We start from the raw sequence: 24,692 nt of genomic DNA on the forward strand, positions 1-24,692 counted from the left end.
TCCTTATCATTAACTAATTAGACAGTATCTTCTTAATTCTATCATTAATGAGTATCAATTTAAAGTTTCTCAAAATTTTTCAAAATATCTTATAATAGATAATATACTTTACTGTTAAACTAGAGGGGAATTAATATGCGTATAATAGACTTCATTACTGCTACCGATTTCTTAAATCCTAAATTAGTTATTACTCAAGAATTTGATCATAAAAATATTATCTCTGGAAAAGTCACTGTAAAAGATGCTAATACAATCCTTATTTCTCCTTCTCCAGAACTAGTTACCCTTTCTGAATTATTAAGCATTTTAAAAAAATATCCTAAAAAGGCTAAATTAAGGGTTAGAGATGTTGAGAAAGAAAATTATACTCTCCCACTTATGTCATTTAAAATTTCCCAATCTGAATTAGAATTGGCATATAAACCTTTATATCTACTGCAAAAAAATAATAAAGAAACTCAGTAATATTTTTATATTGTAGAGGATAAATAATTCGTGTTATACTTATTTTGTACAATTTATTAAAGGTTGGTGAATACTATGATGTTATTTGGACACATTCTATTCGGTACAATGGCTCTTATCGGTGCATTTCTTTTAGAAGTTGGTTTCCGTAAAGATTTCCAAGAATTAAATCTAATTCAACGTTTAGGCATTATTTTTACAATCGTTGGTATGTTTGCAACTGTTGCTATGGGTATTTACCTAGCAGGCAACGTATTATCAGCTGCATTTGTTGCAGTTATTGGAATCTTATTAGTAGGATTTCTTGTTGTACCAAGCAAAGCTAAAAACTAAAAAATTTTTTTCGACAATCCTTGCATTTCATAAGGATTGTTTTTTTATTGCAAAAAATACCCTATAACTGTCAGCTTTTATCTAACAATTATAGAGTATGTAAGATTTTATTTAACTATTTTTTTAGCAACAAAACTGCCATAATATTCCAAGCCATGTGGATTAGGATGAACATTATCATTATAGAACCAATCAGCATGATTTTGGCTATAGCTAAACCAATCAATTATATGTAAATTCTTATATTTCTTGCTAGCTGATGCCAAATCTTGATTTACTTGATCTTGCCAACGTCTTGTTGGTACATGAACATTAATCCAATATACTTGGCGATCTTTACCAGCAGCATCCATAATATCTTGAATTTCATGTCCCATAAAAGCACCATTTGTTCCTTCACTTATCAACACTGTCTGTTCCAATTTTCCAGTTTGTGCTAATTGTTGTACTATCTTTGCTGCTTCAGCTGACTGTCTACCAACTTTAGCATCGATATACATATTAGGGAAAATTTCCTGTAATGAACTAGCTCCATCAGCTAATACAGAATCTCCTACTGCTGTAATCTTCATATTTCTTGCCTTATCAGCTTGAGCGGCAGTTAACTGATACTTCTTCACTTCAGAACTCGAAGATGAGGAAACTTGTTCAGTTGATTGCTTTTTACCACTCTTTAACTCAGAATTTCTCTTTTTAACTTTGGCGTTGTTTTCTTTAATTTGTTTTGCCAAAGCATTATCCTGTGGTTTCTTAGTTGGCTGTTGCACTAAACCAGCACCAGCAATCAAAAATACAATTGCTCCCACAGCTACACCAATTTTGGAATTTAAATGTGATTTATCTCGTTTAAAGACTTGTTTAACTTTGATTAGAGTTTGACTGTAATCAAATTTTTTCAAAGGTATCTCAATATATCGATAAGATAATTCACTTATAGCAAGTATTATTGCTATTTCTATTAGTCCGTATAACCAAGGATGTGCAGCAATATTCTTAACTTTTGACTCAAAGAAAACCATCACTGGATACTGATAAATATAAATTCCATAACTACGCTTACCTATCCATGTAAAAACTGGATTAGTAAACCAGGTATTCATATTAGCTCCCGGATGTGCTACTGTTGCGACAAGTATTGCAGAGATTATTGAAAATAAGTACATCCCACCATGATATACAAAAGCTTTTTCACCATTCATTTTAAAGAATGATAATATTACTAATAAAGCACACACAATACCTGTTATGTTAAGAATTCGTCGACTCTCATTAGGAAGCTTTTGACTTAACTTGCTACTTGGCCAAACAATTGCTAAAGCTGCACCTATTAATATCGAAAATACACGTGTATCTGTTCCGTAGTAAACACGTGAAGGATCACTACCTACCTTAAATAAAAGCATCATTTCTAAAGCTGATAGTAAACTCAATCCTATTAACAGAAAGAATCTAACATTTTTCTTAGGTAAGTATTTACACATTAATATAATCAATAAAGGCCAAAACAAATAGAATTGTCCTTCAATAGATAACGACCATAAATGTGTAAAAGGAGACTGAATCGCAAATTTATCAAAATATGATTGACCCGTATGAATTTGATACCAATTATATATTGATGTCAAATTTGTCAGAAAAACCATTCGAATATGAGCCAATAACTCTTTTTGAAACAAAGTTATATACGCTATCGTTCCAACTAACATTGTTATCAATCCTGGATACAACCTTTTCATACGCCTAATATAAAAAGCTTTGACATCAATTTTTCGATTTTGTTCCCATTCTTGTAACAACAAATCAGTTATTAAATATCCAGAAATAACGAAGAATATAGAAACTCCCATCAAGCCGCCTTGCATTGCGTAAGGAAACAAATGATAGAAAATAACTGCAATAACTGCCAGCGTTCGAATACCGTCAAATCCCGTAATGTATCGGCTTCTTTTTAATCTTCTCATTTTTCCATTACCCCTACTTAAGCATGATTATTATTCTACAAATTCAAAAGTAAAGTCTTCGATTCTTACCAAATCTCCACCTTTAGCACCACGTTCGCGTAGGGCATCATCTACACCCATTCCACGCAATTGACGAGCAAATCTCATTAAACTTTCATCATGGTTAAAGTTAGTCATCTTAAATAGACGTTCCAATTTTTCACCTGAAAGTACCCAAGTTGCATCAGAATCACGTGTAATCTTGAATGCTGGTTCATCTTCTTTAAAGGTGTAAACCTTGCTTGATTGTTCTTTTTCTGCCAATGTTTCAAACTTAGGAGTAGATTCTAGTACATCAGCTGTTCTATGTGTTAACTCTTTCAACCCTTGGTGAGTTAGGGAAGATATTTCCATAACTTCTGGCACTTGTTTTAAAGTCTTATCCTTAGCTAACTTAACTTTGAATTCTGCCAAATTTTTAGCACTGTCTGGCATATCCATCTTACTTGCTACTACGATTTGTGGTCTATCAAGTAAAGTTGGATCATATACCTTCAATTCTTCATTAATTTTGACAAAATCATCATATGGATCTCTACCTTCTACACCTGACATATCAATCAAATGCAAAATAACACGAGTTCTTTCAACATGACGTAAGAACTGAATACCTAAACCTACACCTTGAGAAGCCCCTTCAATTAACCCAGGTAAGTCAGCCATAACATAGTCTCTACCATCATCTAGACGAACCATACCCAAATTAGGAACCAAAGTTGTAAAGTGATATTCAGCAATTTTTGGCTTAGCACTTGTTACAACTGAAAGTAAAGTAGATTTACCAACAGAAGGGAAACCTACTAAACCAACATCCGCTAACACTTTAAGTTCTAGTTTTAATTTTCTTTCTTCACCAGGTTCACCATTTTCAGCAATTTCTGGAGCTGGATTTTTAGGACTAGCAAACTTAATATTGCCACGACCACCACGGCCACCTTTAGCTACAACTAATTCATCGTCTGCTTCAACTAAGTCACCTAACAATTCTCCAGTTTCAGCATCTGTAACTGTTGTACCTTGAGGAACACTAATATAAGTATCGTCTGCACCACGACCATACATTCCCTTGATCATGCCGTTTTGACCAGGTTTTGCTTTAAAAATACGGTGATATCTAAAATCCATTAATGTACGTAAACCTTGGTCTACTTTTAAAATAATGCTTCCGCCTTTACCACCGTCACCACCAGCAGGTCCACCATTAGGAACATACTTTTCACGGCGGAAAGCAACCATACCGTCGCCACCTTTTCCGGCTTTTACTTCAATTTTTATTTGATCTACAAACATTTATTTAATCGCCTTTCCTTATATATCTAACTATATTGCATATTTATTATTCTATTTCATCAATAAGTTAATCAACCTTAAATATACCAATTATCTTCTCTTAGGTCAAAGCATTTTCTAACTTTGGTTTTTCAAGCTTAACTTAATTGTCTGAGCCACTTTTTTAGAAATACCTAAGCTTTCCAAATCCTCTACTGAAGCTGCAGAAATATTCTTCAGGGAACCATAATTTCTTAATAACTTAATTCTCGTTTTAGGACCTACTCCTTGAATTCTTTCTAAACGTGAAGCTAATGAATTTTTTGACCGAACTTGGCGATGGAAAGTAATCGCAAATCTATGAACTTCATCTTGAATTCTTTGTAGTAGATAAAAGCCTTCACTTTTAGGATCTAAACCAATCTTCTCATCATTTTCCGTCATTAAATCAGCAGTTTTATGACGATCATTTTTTACCATTCCTGCTACAGGAATATCAATACCTAATTGATTATGTAAAACATCAACAGCAGCATTAATTTGAATACTTGCACCATCCATTAATATTAAATCAGGTAAATTGGCTTTTTCTTTCAAAAGTCTACTATATCTACGATAAATAACTTCTCTTGTACTAGCAGCTTCATCAGCATGGTCAACATTTTTTAACTTATATTTTCGATATTCTGTTTTTTCTGGTCTTCCATCAATGAAACAAACCATCGCGGATACTAAGTCTTCTCCTTGTAAATGAGAATGATCAAATGCTTCAATTCTATGACCATTAGGCAATCCTAACGCGTCTGTTATTTCATTCATAGCCCCTGTTGTCTTTCTTTCATCCAATTCAAGTAAACGGAATTTTTCTTCCAACACTAACTTAGCATTTTTCTGTGCCATTTCTAGTAAATCACGCTTTTGTCCTCGTTGTGGTGTTTTAACTGGAATACCTAAAATTTCACTTAATGTTTCTTTATCCATCCCTGAAGGAATTAAAATTTCTTTAGGTAAAATACGGTTTTTTTGATTATAAAACTGTAAAATAAAAGATTCTAGCTCAGCTTCAGGCGTGTCTATACATGGAAATAGTCGTTTTTCACGTTTCATCAAACGTGCTTGTCTAATAGAGAAAATTTGTAAAGATAACCAACCTTTATTCATGTAAAAAGCAAATAAATCACGCGGTGTATTATCATTACTAATGATTTTTTGTTTTTCAACTGTCATTTCAACATAGTGAATTTGATCTCTTATTTCAGCTGCCCTTTCAAACTCTAAATTCTCGGATGCAGTTTCCATTTTTTGTTCAAGTTCTTTTTTTATTTTACTTACATTTCCATTTAAAAACGACTTTATCTTTTTGATTTGCTTTTCATACTCGGATTGTGGAACTTCTTTAAAACAAGCACCCAAGCATTGTCCCATATGATAGTACAAACATGGTCGTTTTTGATATCCATTACAGCGTCTTAAAGGATACACCTTTTGCAGTAACTGTAATGTTTCTGTTGCAGCATAGACATTGGGATAAGGGCCAAAATAATAGCCACCATCCTTTTTAACTTGACTGACAATTTTTAATTGTGGGTCTTTTTCATGAGTTATCTTAATATACGGATACCCAGTTCCCCTTTTTAGCTTAATGTTATAGTAAGGCTTATGTTTTTGAATTAAAGTAATTTCTAACAAAAATGCTTCCTTATCAGTTGAAGTGATAATTGTTTCAAAATCCCTTATTTCAGACACTAATTTAGCTGTTTTTCCTTCATGACTACTTTTAAAATATGAACGTACGCGATTTTTTAAATTTTTGGCTTTACCTACATAAATAATTCTACTATTAATATCTTTCATCATGTAACAGCCAGGCAAATCTGGTAATAGTTTTAATTTGTTTTCAATATGTTGTGTCGCCATAGTTACGTCCTTTCTCTAATATTCTAGTCTTAATTATACTATTTATATCTAGCAAAACCAATTGTCATACTCACATCTTGAATCGCATTTTGAAAACGTTTATAATTAAAGCAAATATTTATTGAGGTGATTATATTATGGATATTGTACTTTTAGACGGTTACTCTCTAAACGCTGATTTAACTTGGAGCAAACTATCCAACTTAGGCAATTGCACTTTTTACGATCAAACACCTGTAGATGATACTGAAGAGATTCTTAAACGTATTGACAATGCTGAAATTGTAATTACGCATAAAACACCATTAAGAAGTGAAGTTTTAAAACAAGTTCCCAACTTAAAATATATTGGTATCATGGGAACTGGGTATGATGTCGTAGATATTGAGAGTGCCCACCAACATAATATAATTGTAACCAATGTTCCTACATACGGTACTGATGCAGTTGCTCAATTCACATTTTCTCTTCTACTAGAAGTAACTGGTCAAGTTGGCTTACATAATCAACTGATTCATGAAGGAAAATGGTCAAAAATTCCTGATTTTACATTTTGGGACAAACCTCTCTATGAATTAAAAGGTAAGACATTAGGATTAATTGGTTACGGTCGTATCGCACAAAAAGTAGCTGAATTAGGTCATGCTTTCTCAATGAATGTTATCTTTTATAATCATCGTCCTAAAGAGGTTAACGTTCCCTGGATTAAGCAAGTTTCTTTAGATGAACTTCTAAAAAAATCAGATGTTATTAGTTTACACGTTATTCAAACACCTGACACAATTAATCTAATTAATAAAGAAACAATCTCTAAAATGAAAAAGAACGTCATTATTCTAAACACAGCTAGAGGAAAGCTAATCAATGAAACTGATATAGCTGAGGCATTAAATAATGATCGCATTTATGCTTTAGCAACTGATGTAGTCTCCAAAGAACCAATTTCAGAAGATAATCCTCTTTTAACTGCAAAAAATTGCTACATCACTCCACATATCGCATGGGCTCCTTTGGAAACTAGAGAAAGATTACTTGAGATTACAGTTAATAACTTGAAATGCTATTTGACAGGTACTCCTACCAACGTAATTTAAGCTCTAACTTGACAGTAGCTTAAAATTTTGATAACTTTCTAGGCAATAGATGTTAGCAATTTTTTGAGGAAGTGAATATTATGGGATTAAAGGTCAATCAACAACACAATTTAGAACAATTATTTGATAAATTTGCAACTATTGATCCTAAAAATCGAAAAGAAACTAAAACTGTTGAAAAAGAATCTAATAAAAAGAACCCAACAGAACAAAAATAATCGTTAAATATTTTAAAATCAGCAATTTTTGGATTGCTGATTTTTTATTATTTACAATAAAAAATGAGAACAACCTATTATTCAAGTTGTTCTCATTTTACATACGAATATTATCACCCGTACGGGGATCGAACCCGTAACTCCGCCTTGAGAGGGCGACGTCTTAACCAATTTGACCAACGGGCAATTAACTTACTCGTATAATATTACTCCTGAAAATAATCAAAATCAAGTCTTTTTTAGCATGATTTTTCAACAAATTACTTTTGATATTCAAATTGCAACTCTGAAACAGGAGCTAATCCTTCTCTAGTATAATAAGTAACCTTAATCTTACTTTCATTTACAGATACAATAGCGTAAGTTCCACCTAGTTTTTGATATTCTCCACGTGGGAACCACACACTCCCTGGATTCAAAAAGAGCGTACCATCAACATATTCAACTGCTAAGCGATGTGTATGACCATAAAAAACAAATTTAGCATTTTCTTGTTTAGCTAATAGTGCAAGTCTGTCTAATCCATAGTTAACTCCATACAGATGACCATGAGTTACTAAAATATTACCCTCTTCAGTTGCAACAACTTCTTTTTCTGGGTAGTCATAGTAATCACAATTTCCCTCAACAATTGTATAATCTGATACCCATTTTGAATTAGGGTCTAACTCACTATCGCCACAATGAATGAAGTAATCAACCTCATTACTATACTTATCTCTTAAGTCTGCCAATATATTCTTTTTAGAATGGCTATCACTAACTACTAAAATTTTCATTATTCTTCCCACCATTCATCAAATTTTGTTAGCAAATCTTTAATAGCATTTGCACGATGACTAACAGCATTCTTTTCATCTGCAGTTGTTTCACCAAAAGTTTTATCCAAAGGTGGGTAGAAGAATAATGGATCATAACCAAAACCACCCTTACCTCTTTCTTCTTCAACAATGTAGCCTTCTACATTTCCTTCAGCAATCAATGGATCTTTTACTGGACTAGTAATTACTAACGAACAATGAAAATGAGCTGTCCTCTTTTCAAAAGGTACACCTTCTAAATTGTGTAGTAATTTCTTTTTATTTGCTTCATCATCATGATCGCCAGCATATCTTGCAGAATAAATCCCAGGTTCTCCATTTAAATAATCAACTACAATCCCTGAATCATCAGCTAAAACTGGAATTTTATACAAATCCGTTAATGTTTGGGCTTTAATCAATGCATTCTCCGTAAAAGTCTTACCATTTTCATCAATTTCGGGTGTATTTTCCATATCTAGTAAAGTTTTTACTTCTATTCCCTTTTCACTAAATAATTTCTTGAACTCCCGTGCTTTTCCCGCATTTTTTGTTGCTATCAATATATGTTTAACCATTTTACCACCATCTATCTCTAGTTCTATCTATCTTTTATTATGCAAAACTCACACAAAAAATCAACTATCTTATTTAGACAGATACTTAATTTTCTAAAAAAGACTAAAAAGTTAAGTATAATTTAAGCTATTCAAATAAAAAGTGTGTATAATAAAATTATCAATTATTAAAGGAGCTAGGAAGAAAGTGGATGTCAAATTTTATTCAACAGCTGTGGAGCATAATAATTTAGGGACCACTCTTGGTAGTTCTATCTTAAGGGATGCTCTTCTACCTGATCTAGTTGGAACAGATAACACTATTCTTTACTGGGCAGGCAAACGTTTAGCTCGAAATTTTCCACTAGCTAAAGATGAAGATTTACCTGTATTTTTCGAGAAAGCTAATTGGGGGTACTTAAAAAGAGTAAAATCTAAGATGAATCGTCAAGTTTTCGAACTTTCAGGTCCAATAGTCGAAATTAGAAAAAAAATTAATTCTAAATGTGAATTTCTTTTAGAAGCAGGATTCATCGCAGAAACTATCCAAAATCAAAGCGGATTTACTTCAGAAGCTGTTATCGATACTGAAACATCTCGTGGAAATTCCGTTTTTATAACTGTTCAAGTTGATCAACGTGATCCTGTTGACTTAAATACTATTCCTGACAAGGATTTACTCAATCCATCTAGAGAGGAACTATAAAAAGAGAACCTAAAGTTTAGCGACTTTAGGTTCTCTTTTTATCTAATTAGATATATGCTTCAAGTTTCTTTTGTAATTGTTCTTTTGTGTGATAACCAACAATTGTATCTACAACTTGTCCATCTTTCTTAATAAGCATTGTTGGAATACTCATAATTCCAAATTTAGCTGCTGTTTCTTGATTTGCATCAACATCTACTTTAGAGAAGAATACTTTATCTCCCATTTCTTCAGCTAATTGTTCGATAACAGGAGATTGCATACGACAAGGACCACACCATGTTGCCCAAAAGTCTGTAAATGTTACTCCATTATTTGTTTTTTCATCAAATGTTTGATCTGTTAATTCTGTAACCATTCAAATCACCTTCTACTTTCTTTTCGTAAGTAAATAATATCATATACAACATAAAAATCAAGTTTTTTGCCTTACTTGAAATATACCACAGTTGCCCCATTGCCACCATTATTAGGACTTGCAAACTCAAAATTCTTAACTGCTTTATTTTGTTTGAGATAGTTAATGATACCTGTTCTCAACGCACCTGTCCCTTTACCATGAATAATAGTAACAGAGTTATAACCTGCTAAAACGGCAGCATCAATGTACCTATCAACTTTTACCATCGCATTTTCATAACGTTCACCACGTAAATCTAAAGTTGGTGAAACATGACTAGAACTAGATGATTTCAATACTGCCCCTGCTCGTTTAGGTTGAGTATCTTTAACCTTAATTTTTTCAAGGTCGCTTTCATCGATTTTCATCTTCAAAATACCCAATTGTACTTCCCAAGCATGGTTTCCTGCTTTACGCAACAGAACACCTCTTTGACCATATGAATTAACCATAACATCATCGTTAGGATGTAATTCTTGTTGTTGCTTAGCCTTACGTAACACTTTATTCTTCTTCAAATTAGTTTCTTGATGTAAAGCATTAACTCGCCCTTGAGCATCTATTAGACTGCCTTCTTCTATGTTAGAAGCAGCTGACATTTTCATCTTTCTAAGTTCAGAAATCAATTCGTCAGATTTTTTCTTAGTTTCTTCAACAATTTGATTAGCTCTTTCCTTAGCTTGTTCTAACATATTTTCTTTTTGACGTTCAAATTGATGGAAGTTAGTTTCTAAATCATGGTGCAATTCTTCAGCCTCACGCAAATATTTTCGATACATAATCTCTTTTTCTTCGGCATCATGTCTTTTAGCAACTAAATCTGAAATCATCTCATTTAGATCTTGACTATCTTGTGAAGTAAGTTGTCTAGCAGCCATAACAATCATTTTATCTAGTCCCAGTCTTTGAGAAATGTCAAAAGCATTACTACGACCTGGAATTCCAATTAATAAGCGATATGTTGGCTGTAATGTATTAGCATCAAATTCCATACTTGCATTAATAGTATTAGGTCTTTCAAAACCATAAGCCTTAAGCTCTGGATAGTGAGTTGTCGCAACTACATAACTTCCTTTAGCACCCACAGCATCTAAAATACTGATAGCCAAAGCTGCACCTTCTTGAGGGTCTGTTCCTGCACCTAATTCATCAAATAACACTAATGATTTTTCATCTATACCTTTCAATATTTCTACAATATTAGTCATATGTGAAGAAAATGTACTCAAGCTTTGTTCTATTGACTGTTCATCACCAATATCAGCAAATATATCGTCAAATATTCCAATTCTACTTTCTTCAAAAGCAGGTATATATAGCCCAGATTGCCCCATCAACTGTACCAACCCTAACGTTTTTAAGGTGATTGTCTTACCACCTGTATTAGGTCCTGTTATTACAATTGCCTGATAGTCCTTACCAATCATAATGTCATTTTTTACAGCTTTTTTCATATCTAGCAATGGATGCCAAACCTGTCTTAAATAAACATCATTTTCCTTCGACAAGATTGGTTCTGTTGCCTTAATACTATGTGCATACTTAGCTTTAGCATTAATAAAGTCCAACATTCCCAAAATTTTGGCATTATTGTTTAGTTCATGTGTATAAGGTGCTAACTCCTTAGACAATTCTTCCAAGATTCTATTTATCTCTTCACGTTCTGCAACCTGTTGCTGCCTTAAACGATTATTCAATTCAACAATCACTGCAGGTTCAACAAATAATGTTTGCCCTGAAGAACTTTGATCGTGTACAATACCGCCAAACTTGCTACGATATTCTTGTTTAACTGGTAAAACATATCTTTCATTACGAATTGTGACCACTGCATTACTCAAATACTTAGAATTAGTTCCTCTAGTATATGCATTTAAACGTTCACGTATAGTTTCCTCAGTTACTGAAATTTGTTGTCTAATACTCTTTAACAATGTAGATGCATCATCAGTTACATGTCCATCATTTTCAATTGAAACTAATAATTTTTTACTAATTTCTGGTAGACTTTCCAATTTAGCTACATCATCAAATAACACTTCTAACTTGATTTTATTATCTGCTAAATCTTTAAAAAAGCGATTAACTTCATTTGTAGCTCTCAAAACTCGTCCAATAGCAGCTAATTCTTTACTATTGAGAGTCCCACCTATATCTAATCTTTTCAAAAAACTTTTAATGGAAATAAGATTTGGAACAGGTATACCACCCTTAATTCGTAAAATGTCAGCTCCATCTTTAGTCTGTGCTAGTGAATTGGAAATTTCATCATAGTCAGATGATGGTTCCAACTTGTCAATCAATCTCTTTCCCATTGAAGTTGTAGTAAAAGCATATAAATTTTGCTTAACTTTATCATATTCTAAAGTTTTTAATACCTTTTTGTTCATAATACACCTCTTTTAACTACATACTTACTATTTGATTCATAACATTAGGAGTATTGTCTAAAATATAGACTGCTACTCTTGATTCTTCTACAGTTTGCTTAACTTCCTGACTAGGCCAATTAGATAGTAATATTAATCCAAAAAAGATTACAACATACATCATTATAGTGGTTAAAATTCCACCCAATAACGCATTAAATTGTGAAATTACAGGTAATTTTGTAAAACTCTTAGAAACATTTGCTAAAATTCTAACAATAACTCCACCTATAATTCCAATAATCCAAAATGAAAGAATTTTATAAAAGGTCGTTGCTAATAATCCAGATCCATCATTAATATTACTGAATAAACCTGCAATTATATTACCAAGTGGCGATGCTAAAAATAAAGATAGGATAAATACAATGATGTAACCTAGCAAACTAACAAGTGATCCCAAAAGGCCCCTTCTTATGCCATATCTAAATGCACATATCAACAAAATTATAATTATTAATGATAGTATCATCTTTGCACCGTACTATTTTTCCGTATATTTGTCTAGTTCTTCTTGTAGCTCTAATTGTTCAGAAAATGCATTAATTGCTAATAAAGTCATTGCTTTTTCATCACTTATATCTGGGATTTGTTCCTTAATTTTCTCCAATTTTTCATTAGCAAGTTGAACAACTGCATTCATTCTTTCCTGACTACCCTCACCGATGATAATATATTCCTTACCACCAATTTCTATTTTAAATCTCTTTTTTCCCAAAATTACACTCAGCTCTCTAAATTAATTTTAAATAAAAACAAAGCCGACGTACACATATCAGCTTGTTAGCTATCCATTTGTGTAACCGACTTTGCACCAGCATTATCTCATATTTTCATCGTTCAAGAACGTATCTAGGACACCTTCTACCATTTCCCATTCTTCATCACTTTCAATATCAAACAATTCATAATCCTGGCTATCATCATTTTCATCTGGATTGAATGCGAATGCCAACACATCTACTTGTTCTTCAGGTTCAGAACCTGCTGGAATCAATAAAATATATGATTTGTCATAGTCATCTGAATGGAAATTGAACAATTCTTGGTATAAAGTTTCATTTCCTTGTTCGTCAACTAATGTAATTAAGTTTTCATCTTGATTCTGTTTTGCCATTGTCATACTCCTTAGTTAAGTTCTTTTAATAATTTTCCTCTAGCATCTAGATAATTTTGTAAAATTAAGCTAGCAGCCAATTTATCAATAACTTTTTTACGCTTTTTTCTTGAAGCATCAGCTTGTTCAACTAACATTCTTTCTGCTTCAACGGTTGTTAGACGCTCATCAATAAAATCTATTGGTAAATTGAATTTTTCTTTTAGCAGTTCACCATATGCTTTAGCTGCTTCTACTCTTGGACCAGAAGTATTATTCATATTCTTAGGCAATCCTAATACAAAACCTACAACTTCATTTTCTTTAACTAATTCAGCTATCCTATCTAGCCCAAATTCTTGTTCATCTTCATTAATCTGAACAATTTCTACACCTTGTGCAGTCCAACCTAGCATATCACTAACAGCTACACCAACAGTTCTAGATCCTACATCTAACCCCATTAATCTGCCCACTATTTTTCCCCCTTATCTAAGTAAGCTCGTACTAACTCTTCGATGATTTCATCACGTTCATGTTTTCTGATTAAATTACGAGCATCATTCAAACGAGGAATATATGCAGGGTCTCCTGACAATAAATAACCAACTATTTGATTAATAGGATTATAACCCTTTTCTTCCAAAGAATTATAAACCGTTTCTAAAGTCTGATGAACATCCTTTTTTTCATTCTGTCCAAAGTCAAAATACATTGTTTTATCTAATGCACTCATCGAGAACACCTCCATACACTACATTACTCTAATATCTATTGTACTAAAATGGATCACAACAAACAATTAAAAAAATTGTATTAGAAAAAATATTACTTAAAATTAATACAATAATAAAAAATGATATTGCTAAGAACTATCATTCCTATCAATATCACTCTTTAATCTTATTTATTCAACCAATCTTCAGCAGCTTTCAATGCTTCTTGAATTCCTTCTGGTTTCTTACCACCAGCTTGTGCCAAGTCAGGACGGCCACCACCGCCACCACCTACTTTAGGTGCGATTGCTTTAATTAAATCTCCGGCTTTATAACCTTCCTTAACTGCATCGCCACTAATAGCTGTAATTAAGTTAACCTTACCATCTGCAGTTGCAGTAGCAAGTACAAGTACATCTGAAAGTTGCTTTTCTTTCCATTGATCTGCAAGCTGTCTTAATTGACTCATACCTGAAACGTTAACCTGACCAGCAATCAAAGTCTTGCCGTTGATTTCTTTAACATTCTTAAAGATATCTCCTGCTTGTTGACTTGCAAACTTATCTTCTAAAGCTTGTTTTTGTTGTTCAAGTAATTTGACTTGTTCTTGTAATTGTTCAATCTTACGTGGAACTTCTTTAATTTGTACTATCTTCAATTCATCAGCACTTTGACGTAATAATTGATTTCTTTCTTCTAAGAATTCAAATGCTTCTTCTGAAGTAACAGCTTCAATACGTCTTACTCCAGCACCAACACCTGATTCAGAAACAATCTTGAATAAACCAATTTCGTTAGTATTAGCGACATGAGTACCACCACAGAATTCCATGGAGTAATCGCCAACTTTAACAACACGAACTGTGTCACCATACTTATCGCCAAACAAGGCAATAGCACCCATTTTTTCAGCTGATTCCTTATCTGTAACAACTGTTTCAACTTGAATATTTTCCCAAATCTTAGCATTCACGATATCTTCAATCTTCTTCAAATCTTCTGCAGTTACAGATCCTAGATTTGTGAAGTCAAAACGTAAATATGTTGGTTCAACTAATGATCCTGCTTGATGAGTATGTGAACCTAAAACATCTCTCAATGCTTGGTCTAATAAGTGAGTTGCAGTATGATTCTTCTTCACTTTATTATGGAAAGCAACATCTACTTCTAGAGAATATGTATTTTCTCTAGTCATTTCCTTAAGTACGTGGATTGTATGCATATTTTGTCCATTTGGAGCATGTTGTACATCTTCAACTTCAGCAACAACTTCGCCAGCTTGGTTCTTGATAACACCCTTGTCAGCTACTTGTCCACCCATTTCAGCATAGAATGGTGTTTTATCAAAGATAACTTGTGCTCTAGAATCAGCTGGAACTGTATCAACTAATTCATTGTCAATGATGATATCTTTTAATACACCATTAGCTTTCAATTCATGGTAACCTACATATTCACTTGGAGTTGTAATATCAGTTAATAAACCATTTTGAACCCCCATAGACTTAGCATCTGAACGAGCTGCTCTTGCACGTGCCTTTTGTTGTTCCATTTCTTCATTGAAACCTTCTTCATCAACATCAAGGCCTTCATCATTAGCATATTCTTTTGTCAATTCTAATGGGAATCCATATGTATCATATAACTTAAATACAGGTTTTCCTGGTAATTCTTTACCACCATTTTCTTTAGTTTCAGCAATTAAGCTATCTAATAATTGCATACCTTCTTTCAAAGTATCGTTGAATCTATCTTCTTCCATCTTAATAACTTTTTCGATAAATTCAGCTTGTTCTAATACTTCTGGATATGCAGATTCCATAATTTTTCCAACAACTGGAACCAACTTATAAAGGAATGCTTCATCAATTCCAAGCTTTTGACCATGCATAACTGCACGTCTGATAAGACGACGAATAACATATCCTCGACCTTCATTTGAAGGCAAAGCACCGTCACCAATAGCGAATGTAACTGCACGTGCATGATCTGCAATAACTTTAAAGGAAACATCTGCTTCTGCATTTTCACCATACTTCTTACCTGCACTTAATTCAGCAGTTTTTTCAATAATTGGTAAGAATAAGTCTGTTTCAAAGTTTGTTCGTGCATGTTGGAATACAGATACTACACGTTCTAATCCCATACCCGTATCAATGTTTTTATGTGGCAATGGTTCATATGTTCCGTCTGGCTTATGATTGAATTCAGAAAATACAATATTCCAGATTTCTAAATAACGTTCATTTTCTCCACCAGGATAACTTTCAGGATCATCTTCTGGTAAATTATTCATTTCTTGACCACGATCAAAGAATATTTCTGAGTCCGGACCAGATGGACCTTCACCAATATCCCAGAAGTTATCTTCAGCTTCATAAATGTGGCTAGGATCTACCCCTACTTCTTCCCAATACTTCTTAGCATCTTTATCTTCAGGATAAACTGTGATGTACAATTTTTCCTTATCCATATCGAACCATTCAGGACTTGTTAGTAATTCCCATGCCCATGTAATAGCTTCTTTCTTGAAGTAATCACCAACAGAAAAGTTTCCTAACATTTCAAATAAAGTATGGTGACGAGCTGTATGACCTACATTTTCAATATCATTAGTTCTAATAGACTTTTGTGAACTAGTGATACGATGGTTCTTTGGAACAACTGAACCGTCAAAATATTTTTTCATTGTAGCAACACCGGAGTTAATCCACAATAAAGTTGGATCATCGTGTGGAATAAGTGGTGCACTCTTCATTACATCGTGTCCCTTACTCTTGAAAAAGTCTAAATACATTTGACGTATTTGAGCACTTGATAATTCTTTCATTTTCAAATTCCTTTCTGTTTTAAAGCCCAAAAACAATAAAACATCGTTGCTAGTAAGGACGCAATTACTACGCGGTACCACCTTACTTGCAACGATGTCATCGTTAACCACTTCATTAATAATATTCTTTTGTTATAAACATTTAGGTAGCACTGTCTAAGCCAACCTATAAGTCCTTCCAGCACCGAACTCTCTCTGTAATAGAGGTACTTAGCAGTATGTCCTAATTCAAGTCAAAGTATATGCGATAAACCGCTAGATGTCAATAGAAAAGTATTTTTTCATACTATATACACATATACTTTTTACTTCATTTTTCTTGCTTGACGACGTGCAATTCGACGCTTTTGTTGTTCATCACGTTTTATTGCTCGCTTAATTTTCTTTTTATAACCAGGTTTACGTTTTTTCTTTTCTTTCTTCACAAATCCACGTAATTTAGGATCCATTGATTCTTTACGTGTTTGGCGCTTTTCACGACGATTACGATCATATGAATCAACTATTTCACCATTTTTAACTGCTTTCGGTACAAAATGAACTCCCATACTTTCAAGTTCATCAATTAATTTTTCTTCACTTGGTTCATAAAGTGTAATTGCTGTACCTTTCATTCCATTACGTCCAGTTCTACCTACACGATGCACAAAGAATTCTAAATCTTCAGGGATGTCGTCATTGATAACATGTGAAACACCTTCAATATCAATTCCACGAGCCGCTAAATCTGTGGCTACCACAAATTGATAATCAAGATTTTGAATTTCACGCATAATTCGCTTACGTTGACGAGGTTGAATACCACCATGAACTTTAGCTACTTTCAACCCTTGAGAACGAAGATAATTTGTTAACTCATCAGCTCGTTCTTTAGTATTTGCAAATACTAATGCTAAATAAGGTTCACCCATTGTTAGCAAGTCATAAATAAGCTTATTTCTGTCTCTACCTTTAGTTGAAACTAACCAATTATCAATTGTTGGACTAATTACATGTTTGTTAGCAACAACTTCAATAACTGGATTGTACATATATTTTCTTAAAAACGGACGTAATTTTTCTGGAATAGTAGCTGAAAAGACTAGCATTTGTAAGTCTTTAGGTAACGTCGATGCTATTGCATCTGTTTCTTTTAAAAATCCTAAATCCAATGTCATATCTGCTTCATCGACTACTAAATAGTGAGCATTATGGATATCAAGTGCATTTTCTCTTACCAAGTCCAATATACGTCCTGGTGTCCCAATTACTAATTGTGGTTGATGGGATTTCAGCTTCTCAATTTGTCTTTGCTTATCTGTTCCACCAACATAGTTTTGAATCCAAATATTTTCAGGAGAAAACTTTGCTAGCTGCTTTGCTGCTTCATAAATTTGGTATGCTAATTCCCTACTTGGTGTTGTAATCACTGCCTGAACTTCATCTTTTTGTGCATTAAGATTTTGAAAGATAGGTAATAAGAACGTATGAGTTTTCCCACTACCAGTTTGCGATTGTCCTACCACGCTCTTGCCCTTTAAAATAGTCGGAATTAAACGAGCTTGAACTTCAGTAGGTTCTTTAAAATTAATTTCGTCTAATGCTTGATAAATATACTCTTTAAAATTAAATTCTCTAAAATTTGCCATTAAATTTCTTCACCTCGATTGATTACCAGTCTGTCATGTCATGTTCTTCAGCAAATTTCTTTGCTAATCCGTCTAATTTTTCAATATAAGCTGGAATTTCGTTAGCATCATCTATTCTTGCACCACTTGCTAATGGATGACCGCCACCTTGATATTCTTTAGCTAATTCGTTGATCACAGGGCCCTTTGAGCGTATTCGTAAACGATATGTACCATCTTTTTGTTGTACAAATACTGTCCAACAAATTGTAGTATTAATTTTACCTAGAAGTGGTACTACCGCAGATGTTCCTGCATCGCCCAAATCAAATTCTTCAATCTTATCATGATTTAATATGATGTAAGCTGCATTATTCTTAGTAATTTTCATATTTTCATATACATACGCAGATAAACGAGCTACGGGTAAAGTTATACTATCTAAACGACGATTTATCTTGCTAGTATCAATACCAGTTCTCATTAGAGAAGCTACTACTTCCATTGTATGTGCAGTTGTTGCGTCATACATAAACCTTCCAGTATCACTGGAAATACCAGCATATAGTTTTTCAGCAACCTCAGCAGTCAATTCTAATTTTCCTTCTGAAGCTAGAATTAAATCATGGATAATTTCTGAGCAACTTGAAGCATTAGTATTAACTAAGCTTAAGTCACCATATTGGTCATCATTAGGATGATGGTCAATCTTAATCAAAAAATCACCTTTATTATATCTATCATCATCCACTCTTGGTGTATTAGCTGTATCAGTAACAATTACTAAAGCATTCTTGTAAGTTGCATCTGGTAAATCTTCATTTTCAACTGTAATCCAATTTAATCCAGGAATGTTTTTCCCTACTTGATATACCTTCTTTGCGGGAAAGCTTTGCATAATAGCTGTTGCCAATCCACCTTGTGATCCATAAGCATCTGGATCTGGATGTTGGTGGCGATGAATAATAATCGTATCATACTCTTCTATTTTTTGGATTATTTCTTTTTCTACTGTCATTTTAAGACTCCTCGTATTTCACTATTCTACCTTACTAAGTATACCGATTATTTACTATAATTACAAAATTATTCAATTTAAAAATCCTTGCATCAACAGCATCAGTACTGTCAAATACAAGGATACTAACTTTCGATATTAATCCTCAGCAGCTTGAATTGCATCTAAAATTATGCCTAATTGTTCTTTTTCTGCTTCTGCTTCTTTATGTTTTTTCTCATATTCCTCGAGTAAGTGTCGGCCTCGTGCCGAATTATTTATCTTTTCACAAACATCTTTTAACTCGCTTGCCTTTTTCTCAGCTTCTTCATACTCATGTTGTATGTCGAGTTTATTGCCCATGATAAAGTCCTCCTAAAATCTAATTGACCTAAATAAAATATCATGTTTCAATCAAAAAGTGAACCTTTTTATTTTACTTTTTGGTTACAAAATTTTAAATACATTGTCTATTTTAATATGTTCAATATATAACTTGCACCAGATATTTTATTAATCACCTCGATTATATTAGCTATCTTCCCTATAATATTATTATAACAATTTTTTGAAATCGAATACATTAAATTAAAACAAAAGAACTAAAGATATTCTCATATCATCTTTAGTTCTTTCTCTATATTTATTTTACTTCTTTTTCTAATTTTTGAACATCTCTTGCAATCATTAATTCTTCATTGGTTGGAATTCTTAGTACTTTAATAGTGGAATCATCGCCTGAAATCACTCCTGCTGAACCATGCTTACTATTTTCTTCTTCATCAATTGTGATTCCTAAATATGCTAAACGTTCCATGACTAACTTTCTAATTGGTGTTGAGTTTTCACCGATACCAGCAGTAAATACAATCGTATCAACGCCACCCATTTCAGCTATATATGAACCGATATATTTAACAACATTTTTTACAAAAATATCAACTGCTAGCTGAGCTCTCTCATTATCATCTGCTGCTGCTAAAACATCACGCATATCTGATGAAACTCCTGAAATACCAATTAAACCAGCTTTATGATTTAAAATATCTATCATTTCAGAACTATTAATTTGTAGTTTTTCCATCATGAAAGAAACTAATGATGCATCAATATCACCTGCACGTGTAGCCATTGTAATTCCTGCTAATGGGGTGAATCCCATTGAAGTATCAAAAGACTTTCCATTCATTGTTGCACAAATTGATGCACCTGCTCCCAAATGGCAAGTTATAATTTTTAAATCTTCAAATGGTTTGTTTAACAATTTAGCAGCTTCATGAGCTACATAACGATGACTTGTACCATGTGCCCCATACTTTCTTACATGATATTTTTCATACCATTCATATGGGATAGAATACATGTAATTTGCTTTAGGCATTGTTTGATGATATGCAGTATCAAATACTGCTACAGACACTGCATTTGGCAATAATTCCTTAAATACTCTAATACCAACTAATTCTGCAGGATTATGCAAAGGCGCATATTCAGCCAATTCATCAATTTTATTCATAACATCTTCATCAACAATTACAGATTTATCAAAGTATTCACCACCAGCAACTACACGATGTCCAACCCCTGTAATTTCATTAAAATCATTAATTAATTTTAATTCTTTGAATAAGCTCAACAAAACATGTACAGCTTGATTATGATCTTTCAATTCTCTTTGCTCATCATATTTTTTACCATCATATTTAATAGTAACACGAGAATTATCAATTCCAATACGGTCAAAAAGCCCTTTAGCTAGGACTTTCTCATCAGGCATTGCAAATAATTTAAATTTTAAACTTGAGCTTCCAGAATTTATTGAAAGAATTTTTTCCATACCAACACGACCTTACCTTATTATTTAACCGTTTACATTATATACTATAACAGATAAACATATTTATTTCATTTTAAATTTTTTATGCAAATCAATAAAATTTAATTAAAAGTCTATATTTTGTACAATGCTTTATCAAATAAAAAAAGCAGAAGACTTCGTAAATCTTCTGCTTCTAACGATCTTACATATCCTCTACTACTAAGTAAGTACAATCTAACGGTCCATGAACCCCTACAACTAATTCCATTTCAATATCACCAGAATTAGAAGGTCCTGAAATAAAGTTAATCGCTGAGGTTTCTAATTCTTTACTACCTAGTCGTTTTTCATAGTTTTCTACAGCTACTCTAGTAGATGGAACTAAACCACTTTTAGGAACTAATGCCAAATAGTGCGTTGGTAAGAAGTTAAACCCTCTTCCTTGTTCTGGACTAACAGTAACAGTAATAGTTCCTGTATTAGCGATTAAATAATCAGCAAACCCTATTGCAATATCAGCATCATTTGCCAAATTTTCGTTTTCCATCCTACTCAAATCATTTGTCCAATAATCAACCTTTTCAGCTCCAGAATTATTTAACCATTCTTTTAAATGGAAATTCTCCCATTTTTCATCGCCAAAACTAGGTAACATTAATTTCTTAGCTTCAATCTTTTCAATATATTCTTTTAAAAATTTAGCTAATTCATCTTTCTTCTTAATAATTACTTTAGCATTAACAGATTCTGAGTTTTCTTTAGCTATTTCTAGTAACTCATCATTACTCTTGTTTATTAATACTTTATCAGGTAAATCATTTAAAGGCTTAAATTCTTTTACTTGATGGCGAGGACGTCCAGCTTTTTTAGAAATTCTATTTAAAAAGGCTTCTCTATTTTCTTTGCTATTTGCTTTATCTAATAGTTTACTCATCACCCTTTTCCCCCTTTTGTCTAATACTTACTACTGACTCAACTGGTTGATGATTCTTATACCAATTTCTGAAGTTATCTTTACTCTTAGGGGGAACTGGAATATCACGGATATCAGACCATCCTTTAACCAATTTAGGTGCAATTTTTGGTAACTTCTTAATCTTGCCATTTTCATAAATTGTTCCATCAACATCTTGATCATTTTTTGCTTTTCCAAACATGCCTAAGCCAGCATACTCCATTTTTAATGCTGATTGGAATAAGAATGGAGAACCTGTTCCCATACCAATTACTTTCATAATTAAGTTAGTCATACTATGATCCATATGCTTTTTGTCCATCTCTACAATTCGATGTTTCCTAATCAAATTATGTAGCGGAATTTTAACTGGACAAGTTTCTGTACATGCAGCACACAACGAACAAGCATATGGCAAATCTTCAAATTCTTCATAACCACCTAAAATAGGCGATAAAACTTTACCTAATGGTCCAGGATAGATAGATCCATATCCTTTACCGCCAATATGACGATATACTGGACAAACATTCATGCAAGCACCACAACGAATACATTGCAAAATTGGTTCAAATTCAGTCCCTAATGCATCTGAACGTCCATTATCTAAAACAACTACCCAAAAATCTTCAGGTCCATCAACTTCACCTTCGACTTTTTTACCAGAGAAAGTACAATATGTTGTTAATTTTTGTCCTACAGCTGAACGAGCAAGCATGTTATCTAAAACTTCAGCTTCTTTCATAGATGGAACAATTCTTTCCATCCCCATTACTACAACTTGAGTTTTAGGTAAAGCCATTGTTAAATCAGCATTTCCTTCGTTTGTATCTAAATTAATGATACCTTTATCAGCTACGGCAAAATTACATCCAGTTATTCCAAAATCAGCTTTCATAAAGTAGTCGCGCAAGTATCCTCTAACAAAACGAGCTTCATGTTGAGGGTCATTGTCTCCAGTATAGCCCAATTTCTTAAACTCTTCTTGAACTTGATCACGGTTTTTATGTAAAGTTGGAAAAACAATATGTGTAGGTTCATCCCAGTTATCTTCTTGCAAAATAAATTCTGCTAGGTCACTTTCTAAAAGATTAACCCCATCTATATCTAATAAAGTCTTGTCTAAGTCAATTTCAGTAGTAACCATCGACTTGGATTTAACCACATTTTTTGCTTTTTTCTCAATTACTAATTCTTTAATAAAATTACGTGCTTCTTCCTCGGTTTGAGCAAAAAATACATGTCCACCTTGTTTTTCAACATTTTGCGAAAATTCTTCTAAATAATCAGGAAGATATTTTAAAACATGCTGTCTAATTTGTTCAGCCAAATCACGCCATTCATTCCAGTTTCCCATTTCACGTCTTGCTTTTGTTCGTTTAATAAATTGAGCGTCTTGGGCCTTAGCGACAGCAGCTTGCATAAAATGATCGCTTTTTGCATCTTCAATTCTTTCTAAATATGGCTTATCGCTAGTTGAAATTCCCATTTAAAACACCCCTTCTCCATTAGCTGGTACAACAACATGATCTGTATCCTTAATATATTTAATTCTATTTATATCAACATTATGGTTTAATACTTCAGCAATATGCATCGCTTTTATCTTATATCCTAAACGATTCATTCTACCTACAATATTCATCAAGCAAGATTCTTCTGTTCCAATTAGGATCTCAGCATCTGTATCAACAATATTCTTAACTTTTTCATCAACCATTTCTACTGAAAGTTCTGGTCTTTTAGCTGAGAAAGTACCACCAAATCCACAACATAACTGTACATTCTTTAAAGGAACTCTTTCGATATCTTTTACATGATCCAATAATACAAATGGAGCTGTTCTTTCGCCTATTAAACGCGTCATATGGCATGAGCGATGGACAGTTACTTTAGCATCTAATTCCGCACCACAATCTACGACTTTTAAAACTCGGTAAATAAATTGTGTAAATTCATAAATTTTGCTATCTATTTCTGCGGCTTTAGGGCCATACTCAGGATCATCTTTAAAAATATCCTTATATTCTTTGATCATAAAAACGCAGGAACCCGAAGGACCAACAATGTAATCAGCATCAATACTTAGTAATGCATCAATTTCATTTTTAAACGTTTTCATACTATCTTTAGAATAGCCACTATTATATGTTGGTTGTCCACAACAAATTTGTTTTTCAGGTAATACAGTTTCACAACCCAAACGTTCTAAAACTTCTACCATCGCCATCCCTACTTTAGGAAAAAGCAAATCAACTAGACAAGTAGAAAAAATACAAACTTTTATTTTTTTCATAACACCTGACTTCTAGATTGAAGTCAGCCACCTCCTTTTAGAACGATTCTAACTTAAATTCGCTTTCATTATAACTCTTTATTTCACAAGTGTCATTAGAAAAAAAGTACATAATTTATAGTTTTTTTCAAAAAAATTACTCTCAATAAATAAATTTCAATAGTTGCTTTTTACAAATAACATCT

At 32.9% G+C, this 24,692-nt stretch carries 25 protein-coding genes and 1 tRNA gene; 5 read left to right on the top strand and 21 right to left on the bottom strand.

Annotated features, from left to right (window positions below; translation table 11 throughout):
- Positions 1-135: 135 nt before the first annotated feature.
- The gene (locus FC55_RS01470) at positions 136-468 is read left to right on the top strand and encodes a hypothetical protein (protein WP_003700509.1); all 333 of its coding nucleotides are present in this window, start codon (positions 136-138) and stop codon (positions 466-468) included.
- A 75-nt stretch (positions 469-543) separates the two neighbouring features.
- Positions 544-801, top strand: a complete 258-nt coding sequence (locus tag FC55_RS01475; RefSeq protein ID WP_003700511.1) for a hypothetical protein — start codon at positions 544-546, stop codon at positions 799-801.
- Positions 802-908: 107 nt separating this feature from the next.
- On the opposite strand, the gene FC55_RS01480 is transcribed toward FC55_RS01475, so the two are convergent.
- The 3 genes from FC55_RS01480 to uvrC form a co-directional block, all read right to left on the bottom strand.
- Positions 909-2,762 (bottom strand): acyltransferase family protein, encoded by a 1,854-nt coding sequence (locus tag FC55_RS01480; RefSeq protein WP_003700513.1) that lies wholly within the window; start codon positions 2,760-2,762, stop codon positions 909-911.
- A gap of 30 nt (positions 2,763-2,792) precedes the next feature.
- Positions 2,793-4,091, bottom strand: coding sequence for a GTPase ObgE (gene obgE / locus FC55_RS01485; RefSeq protein WP_003700515.1), 1,299 nt, complete (start codon positions 4,089-4,091; stop codon positions 2,793-2,795).
- A gap of 117 nt (positions 4,092-4,208) precedes the next feature.
- Entirely contained in the window at positions 4,209-5,987 is a 1,779-nt protein-coding gene (uvrC, locus tag FC55_RS01490; protein WP_003700516.1) for an excinuclease ABC subunit UvrC, read from the bottom strand.
- 137 nt (positions 5,988-6,124) lie between these two features.
- On the opposite strand from uvrC, the gene FC55_RS01495 reads away from it, so the two are divergent.
- Positions 6,125-7,081 carry a D-2-hydroxyacid dehydrogenase gene (locus FC55_RS01495; protein ID WP_003700517.1) on the top strand — a complete coding sequence of 319 codons (957 nt, stop codon included), beginning with the start codon at positions 6,125-6,127 and terminating at the stop codon, positions 7,079-7,081.
- A gap of 80 nt (positions 7,082-7,161) precedes the next feature.
- A complete protein-coding gene (locus tag FC55_RS10015; protein WP_003700519.1) occupies positions 7,162-7,299 on the top strand; it encodes an SPJ_0845 family protein in 138 nt (45 codons plus the stop codon).
- Between the two features lie 113 nt (positions 7,300-7,412).
- Here FC55_RS10015 and FC55_RS01505 read toward each other — a convergent pair.
- The 3 genes from FC55_RS01505 to FC55_RS01515 form a co-directional block, all read right to left on the bottom strand.
- Positions 7,413-7,485: transfer RNA gene (locus FC55_RS01505), tRNA-Glu, on the bottom strand.
- Between the two features lie 74 nt (positions 7,486-7,559).
- Positions 7,560-8,078: a metallophosphoesterase gene (locus FC55_RS01510; RefSeq protein ID WP_003700520.1), complete on the bottom strand. Its 519-nt coding sequence runs from the start codon at positions 8,076-8,078 to the stop codon at positions 7,560-7,562.
- Positions 8,078-8,677, bottom strand: coding sequence for an XTP/dITP diphosphatase (locus FC55_RS01515; protein ID WP_003700522.1), 600 nt, complete (start codon positions 8,675-8,677; stop codon positions 8,078-8,080). Before FC55_RS01515 ends, FC55_RS01510 begins: the two co-directional genes overlap by 1 nt.
- 187 nt (positions 8,678-8,864) lie before the next feature.
- Here FC55_RS01515 and FC55_RS01520 point away from each other — a divergent pair, with 187 nt between their 5' ends.
- The gene (locus FC55_RS01520; protein ID WP_003703936.1) at positions 8,865-9,362 is read left to right on the top strand and encodes a YslB family protein; all 498 of its coding nucleotides are present in this window, start codon (positions 8,865-8,867) and stop codon (positions 9,360-9,362) included.
- A 46-nt stretch (positions 9,363-9,408) separates the two neighbouring features.
- On the opposite strand, the gene trxA is transcribed toward FC55_RS01520, so the two are convergent.
- From trxA to FC55_RS01595, 15 genes are all read right to left on the bottom strand, one after another.
- The gene (trxA, locus tag FC55_RS01525; protein WP_003700525.1) at positions 9,409-9,720 is read right to left on the bottom strand and encodes a thioredoxin; all 312 of its coding nucleotides are present in this window, start codon (positions 9,718-9,720) and stop codon (positions 9,409-9,411) included.
- A 71-nt stretch (positions 9,721-9,791) separates the two neighbouring features.
- Positions 9,792-12,152: an endonuclease MutS2 gene (locus tag FC55_RS01530; protein WP_003700526.1), complete on the bottom strand. Its 2,361-nt coding sequence runs from the start codon at positions 12,150-12,152 to the stop codon at positions 9,792-9,794.
- 16 nt (positions 12,153-12,168) lie between these two features.
- Entirely contained in the window at positions 12,169-12,663 is a 495-nt protein-coding gene (locus tag FC55_RS01535) for a CvpA family protein (protein ID WP_003700528.1), read from the bottom strand.
- Between the two features lie 12 nt (positions 12,664-12,675).
- Positions 12,676-12,909 (bottom strand): cell division protein ZapA, encoded by a 234-nt coding sequence (locus FC55_RS01540; RefSeq protein WP_003700529.1) that lies wholly within the window; start codon positions 12,907-12,909, stop codon positions 12,676-12,678.
- A 102-nt stretch (positions 12,910-13,011) separates the two neighbouring features.
- Positions 13,012-13,308, bottom strand: coding sequence for a DUF1292 domain-containing protein (locus FC55_RS01545; protein ID WP_003706616.1), 297 nt, complete (start codon positions 13,306-13,308; stop codon positions 13,012-13,014).
- Between the two features lie 11 nt (positions 13,309-13,319).
- Positions 13,320-13,763, bottom strand: coding sequence for a Holliday junction resolvase RuvX (gene ruvX, locus FC55_RS01550; protein WP_003700533.1), 444 nt, complete (start codon positions 13,761-13,763; stop codon positions 13,320-13,322).
- A complete protein-coding gene (locus tag FC55_RS01555; protein ID WP_003703962.1) occupies positions 13,763-14,023 on the bottom strand; it encodes an IreB family regulatory phosphoprotein in 261 nt (86 codons plus the stop codon). Before FC55_RS01555 ends, ruvX begins: the two co-directional genes overlap by 1 nt.
- A gap of 167 nt (positions 14,024-14,190) precedes the next feature.
- On the bottom strand, positions 14,191-16,833 hold the full coding sequence (gene alaS, locus FC55_RS01560; protein ID WP_035149863.1) for an alanine--tRNA ligase: 2,643 nt from the start codon (positions 16,831-16,833) through the stop codon (positions 14,191-14,193).
- Between the two features lie 305 nt (positions 16,834-17,138).
- Entirely contained in the window at positions 17,139-18,461 is a 1,323-nt protein-coding gene (locus FC55_RS01565) for a DEAD/DEAH box helicase (protein WP_003700537.1), read from the bottom strand.
- A 22-nt stretch (positions 18,462-18,483) separates the two neighbouring features.
- The gene (locus tag FC55_RS01570) at positions 18,484-19,458 is read right to left on the bottom strand and encodes a DHH family phosphoesterase (RefSeq protein ID WP_003700539.1); all 975 of its coding nucleotides are present in this window, start codon (positions 19,456-19,458) and stop codon (positions 18,484-18,486) included.
- 138 nt (positions 19,459-19,596) lie between these two features.
- Positions 19,597-19,800, bottom strand: coding sequence for a hypothetical protein (locus FC55_RS01575; protein WP_003700540.1), 204 nt, complete (start codon positions 19,798-19,800; stop codon positions 19,597-19,599).
- Between the two features lie 280 nt (positions 19,801-20,080).
- A complete protein-coding gene (locus FC55_RS01580; RefSeq protein ID WP_003700541.1) occupies positions 20,081-21,274 on the bottom strand; it encodes an acetate/propionate family kinase in 1,194 nt (397 codons plus the stop codon).
- 184 nt (positions 21,275-21,458) lie between these two features.
- A complete protein-coding gene (locus tag FC55_RS01585) occupies positions 21,459-22,190 on the bottom strand; it encodes a LutC/YkgG family protein (RefSeq protein ID WP_003700543.1) in 732 nt (243 codons plus the stop codon).
- Positions 22,183-23,700, bottom strand: a complete 1,518-nt coding sequence (locus FC55_RS01590) for a LutB/LldF family L-lactate oxidation iron-sulfur protein (RefSeq protein ID WP_003700544.1) — start codon at positions 23,698-23,700, stop codon at positions 22,183-22,185. The genes FC55_RS01585 and FC55_RS01590 overlap by 8 nt, the downstream gene beginning before the upstream one ends.
- Positions 23,701-24,507, bottom strand: a complete 807-nt coding sequence (locus FC55_RS01595) for a (Fe-S)-binding protein (protein ID WP_003700546.1) — start codon at positions 24,505-24,507, stop codon at positions 23,701-23,703.
- Between the last annotated feature and the right edge of the window lie 185 nt (positions 24,508-24,692).

This window comes from Ligilactobacillus salivarius DSM 20555 = ATCC 11741, from assembly GCF_001435955.1.
Lineage (GTDB): Bacteria > Bacillota > Bacilli > Lactobacillales > Lactobacillaceae > Ligilactobacillus > Ligilactobacillus salivarius.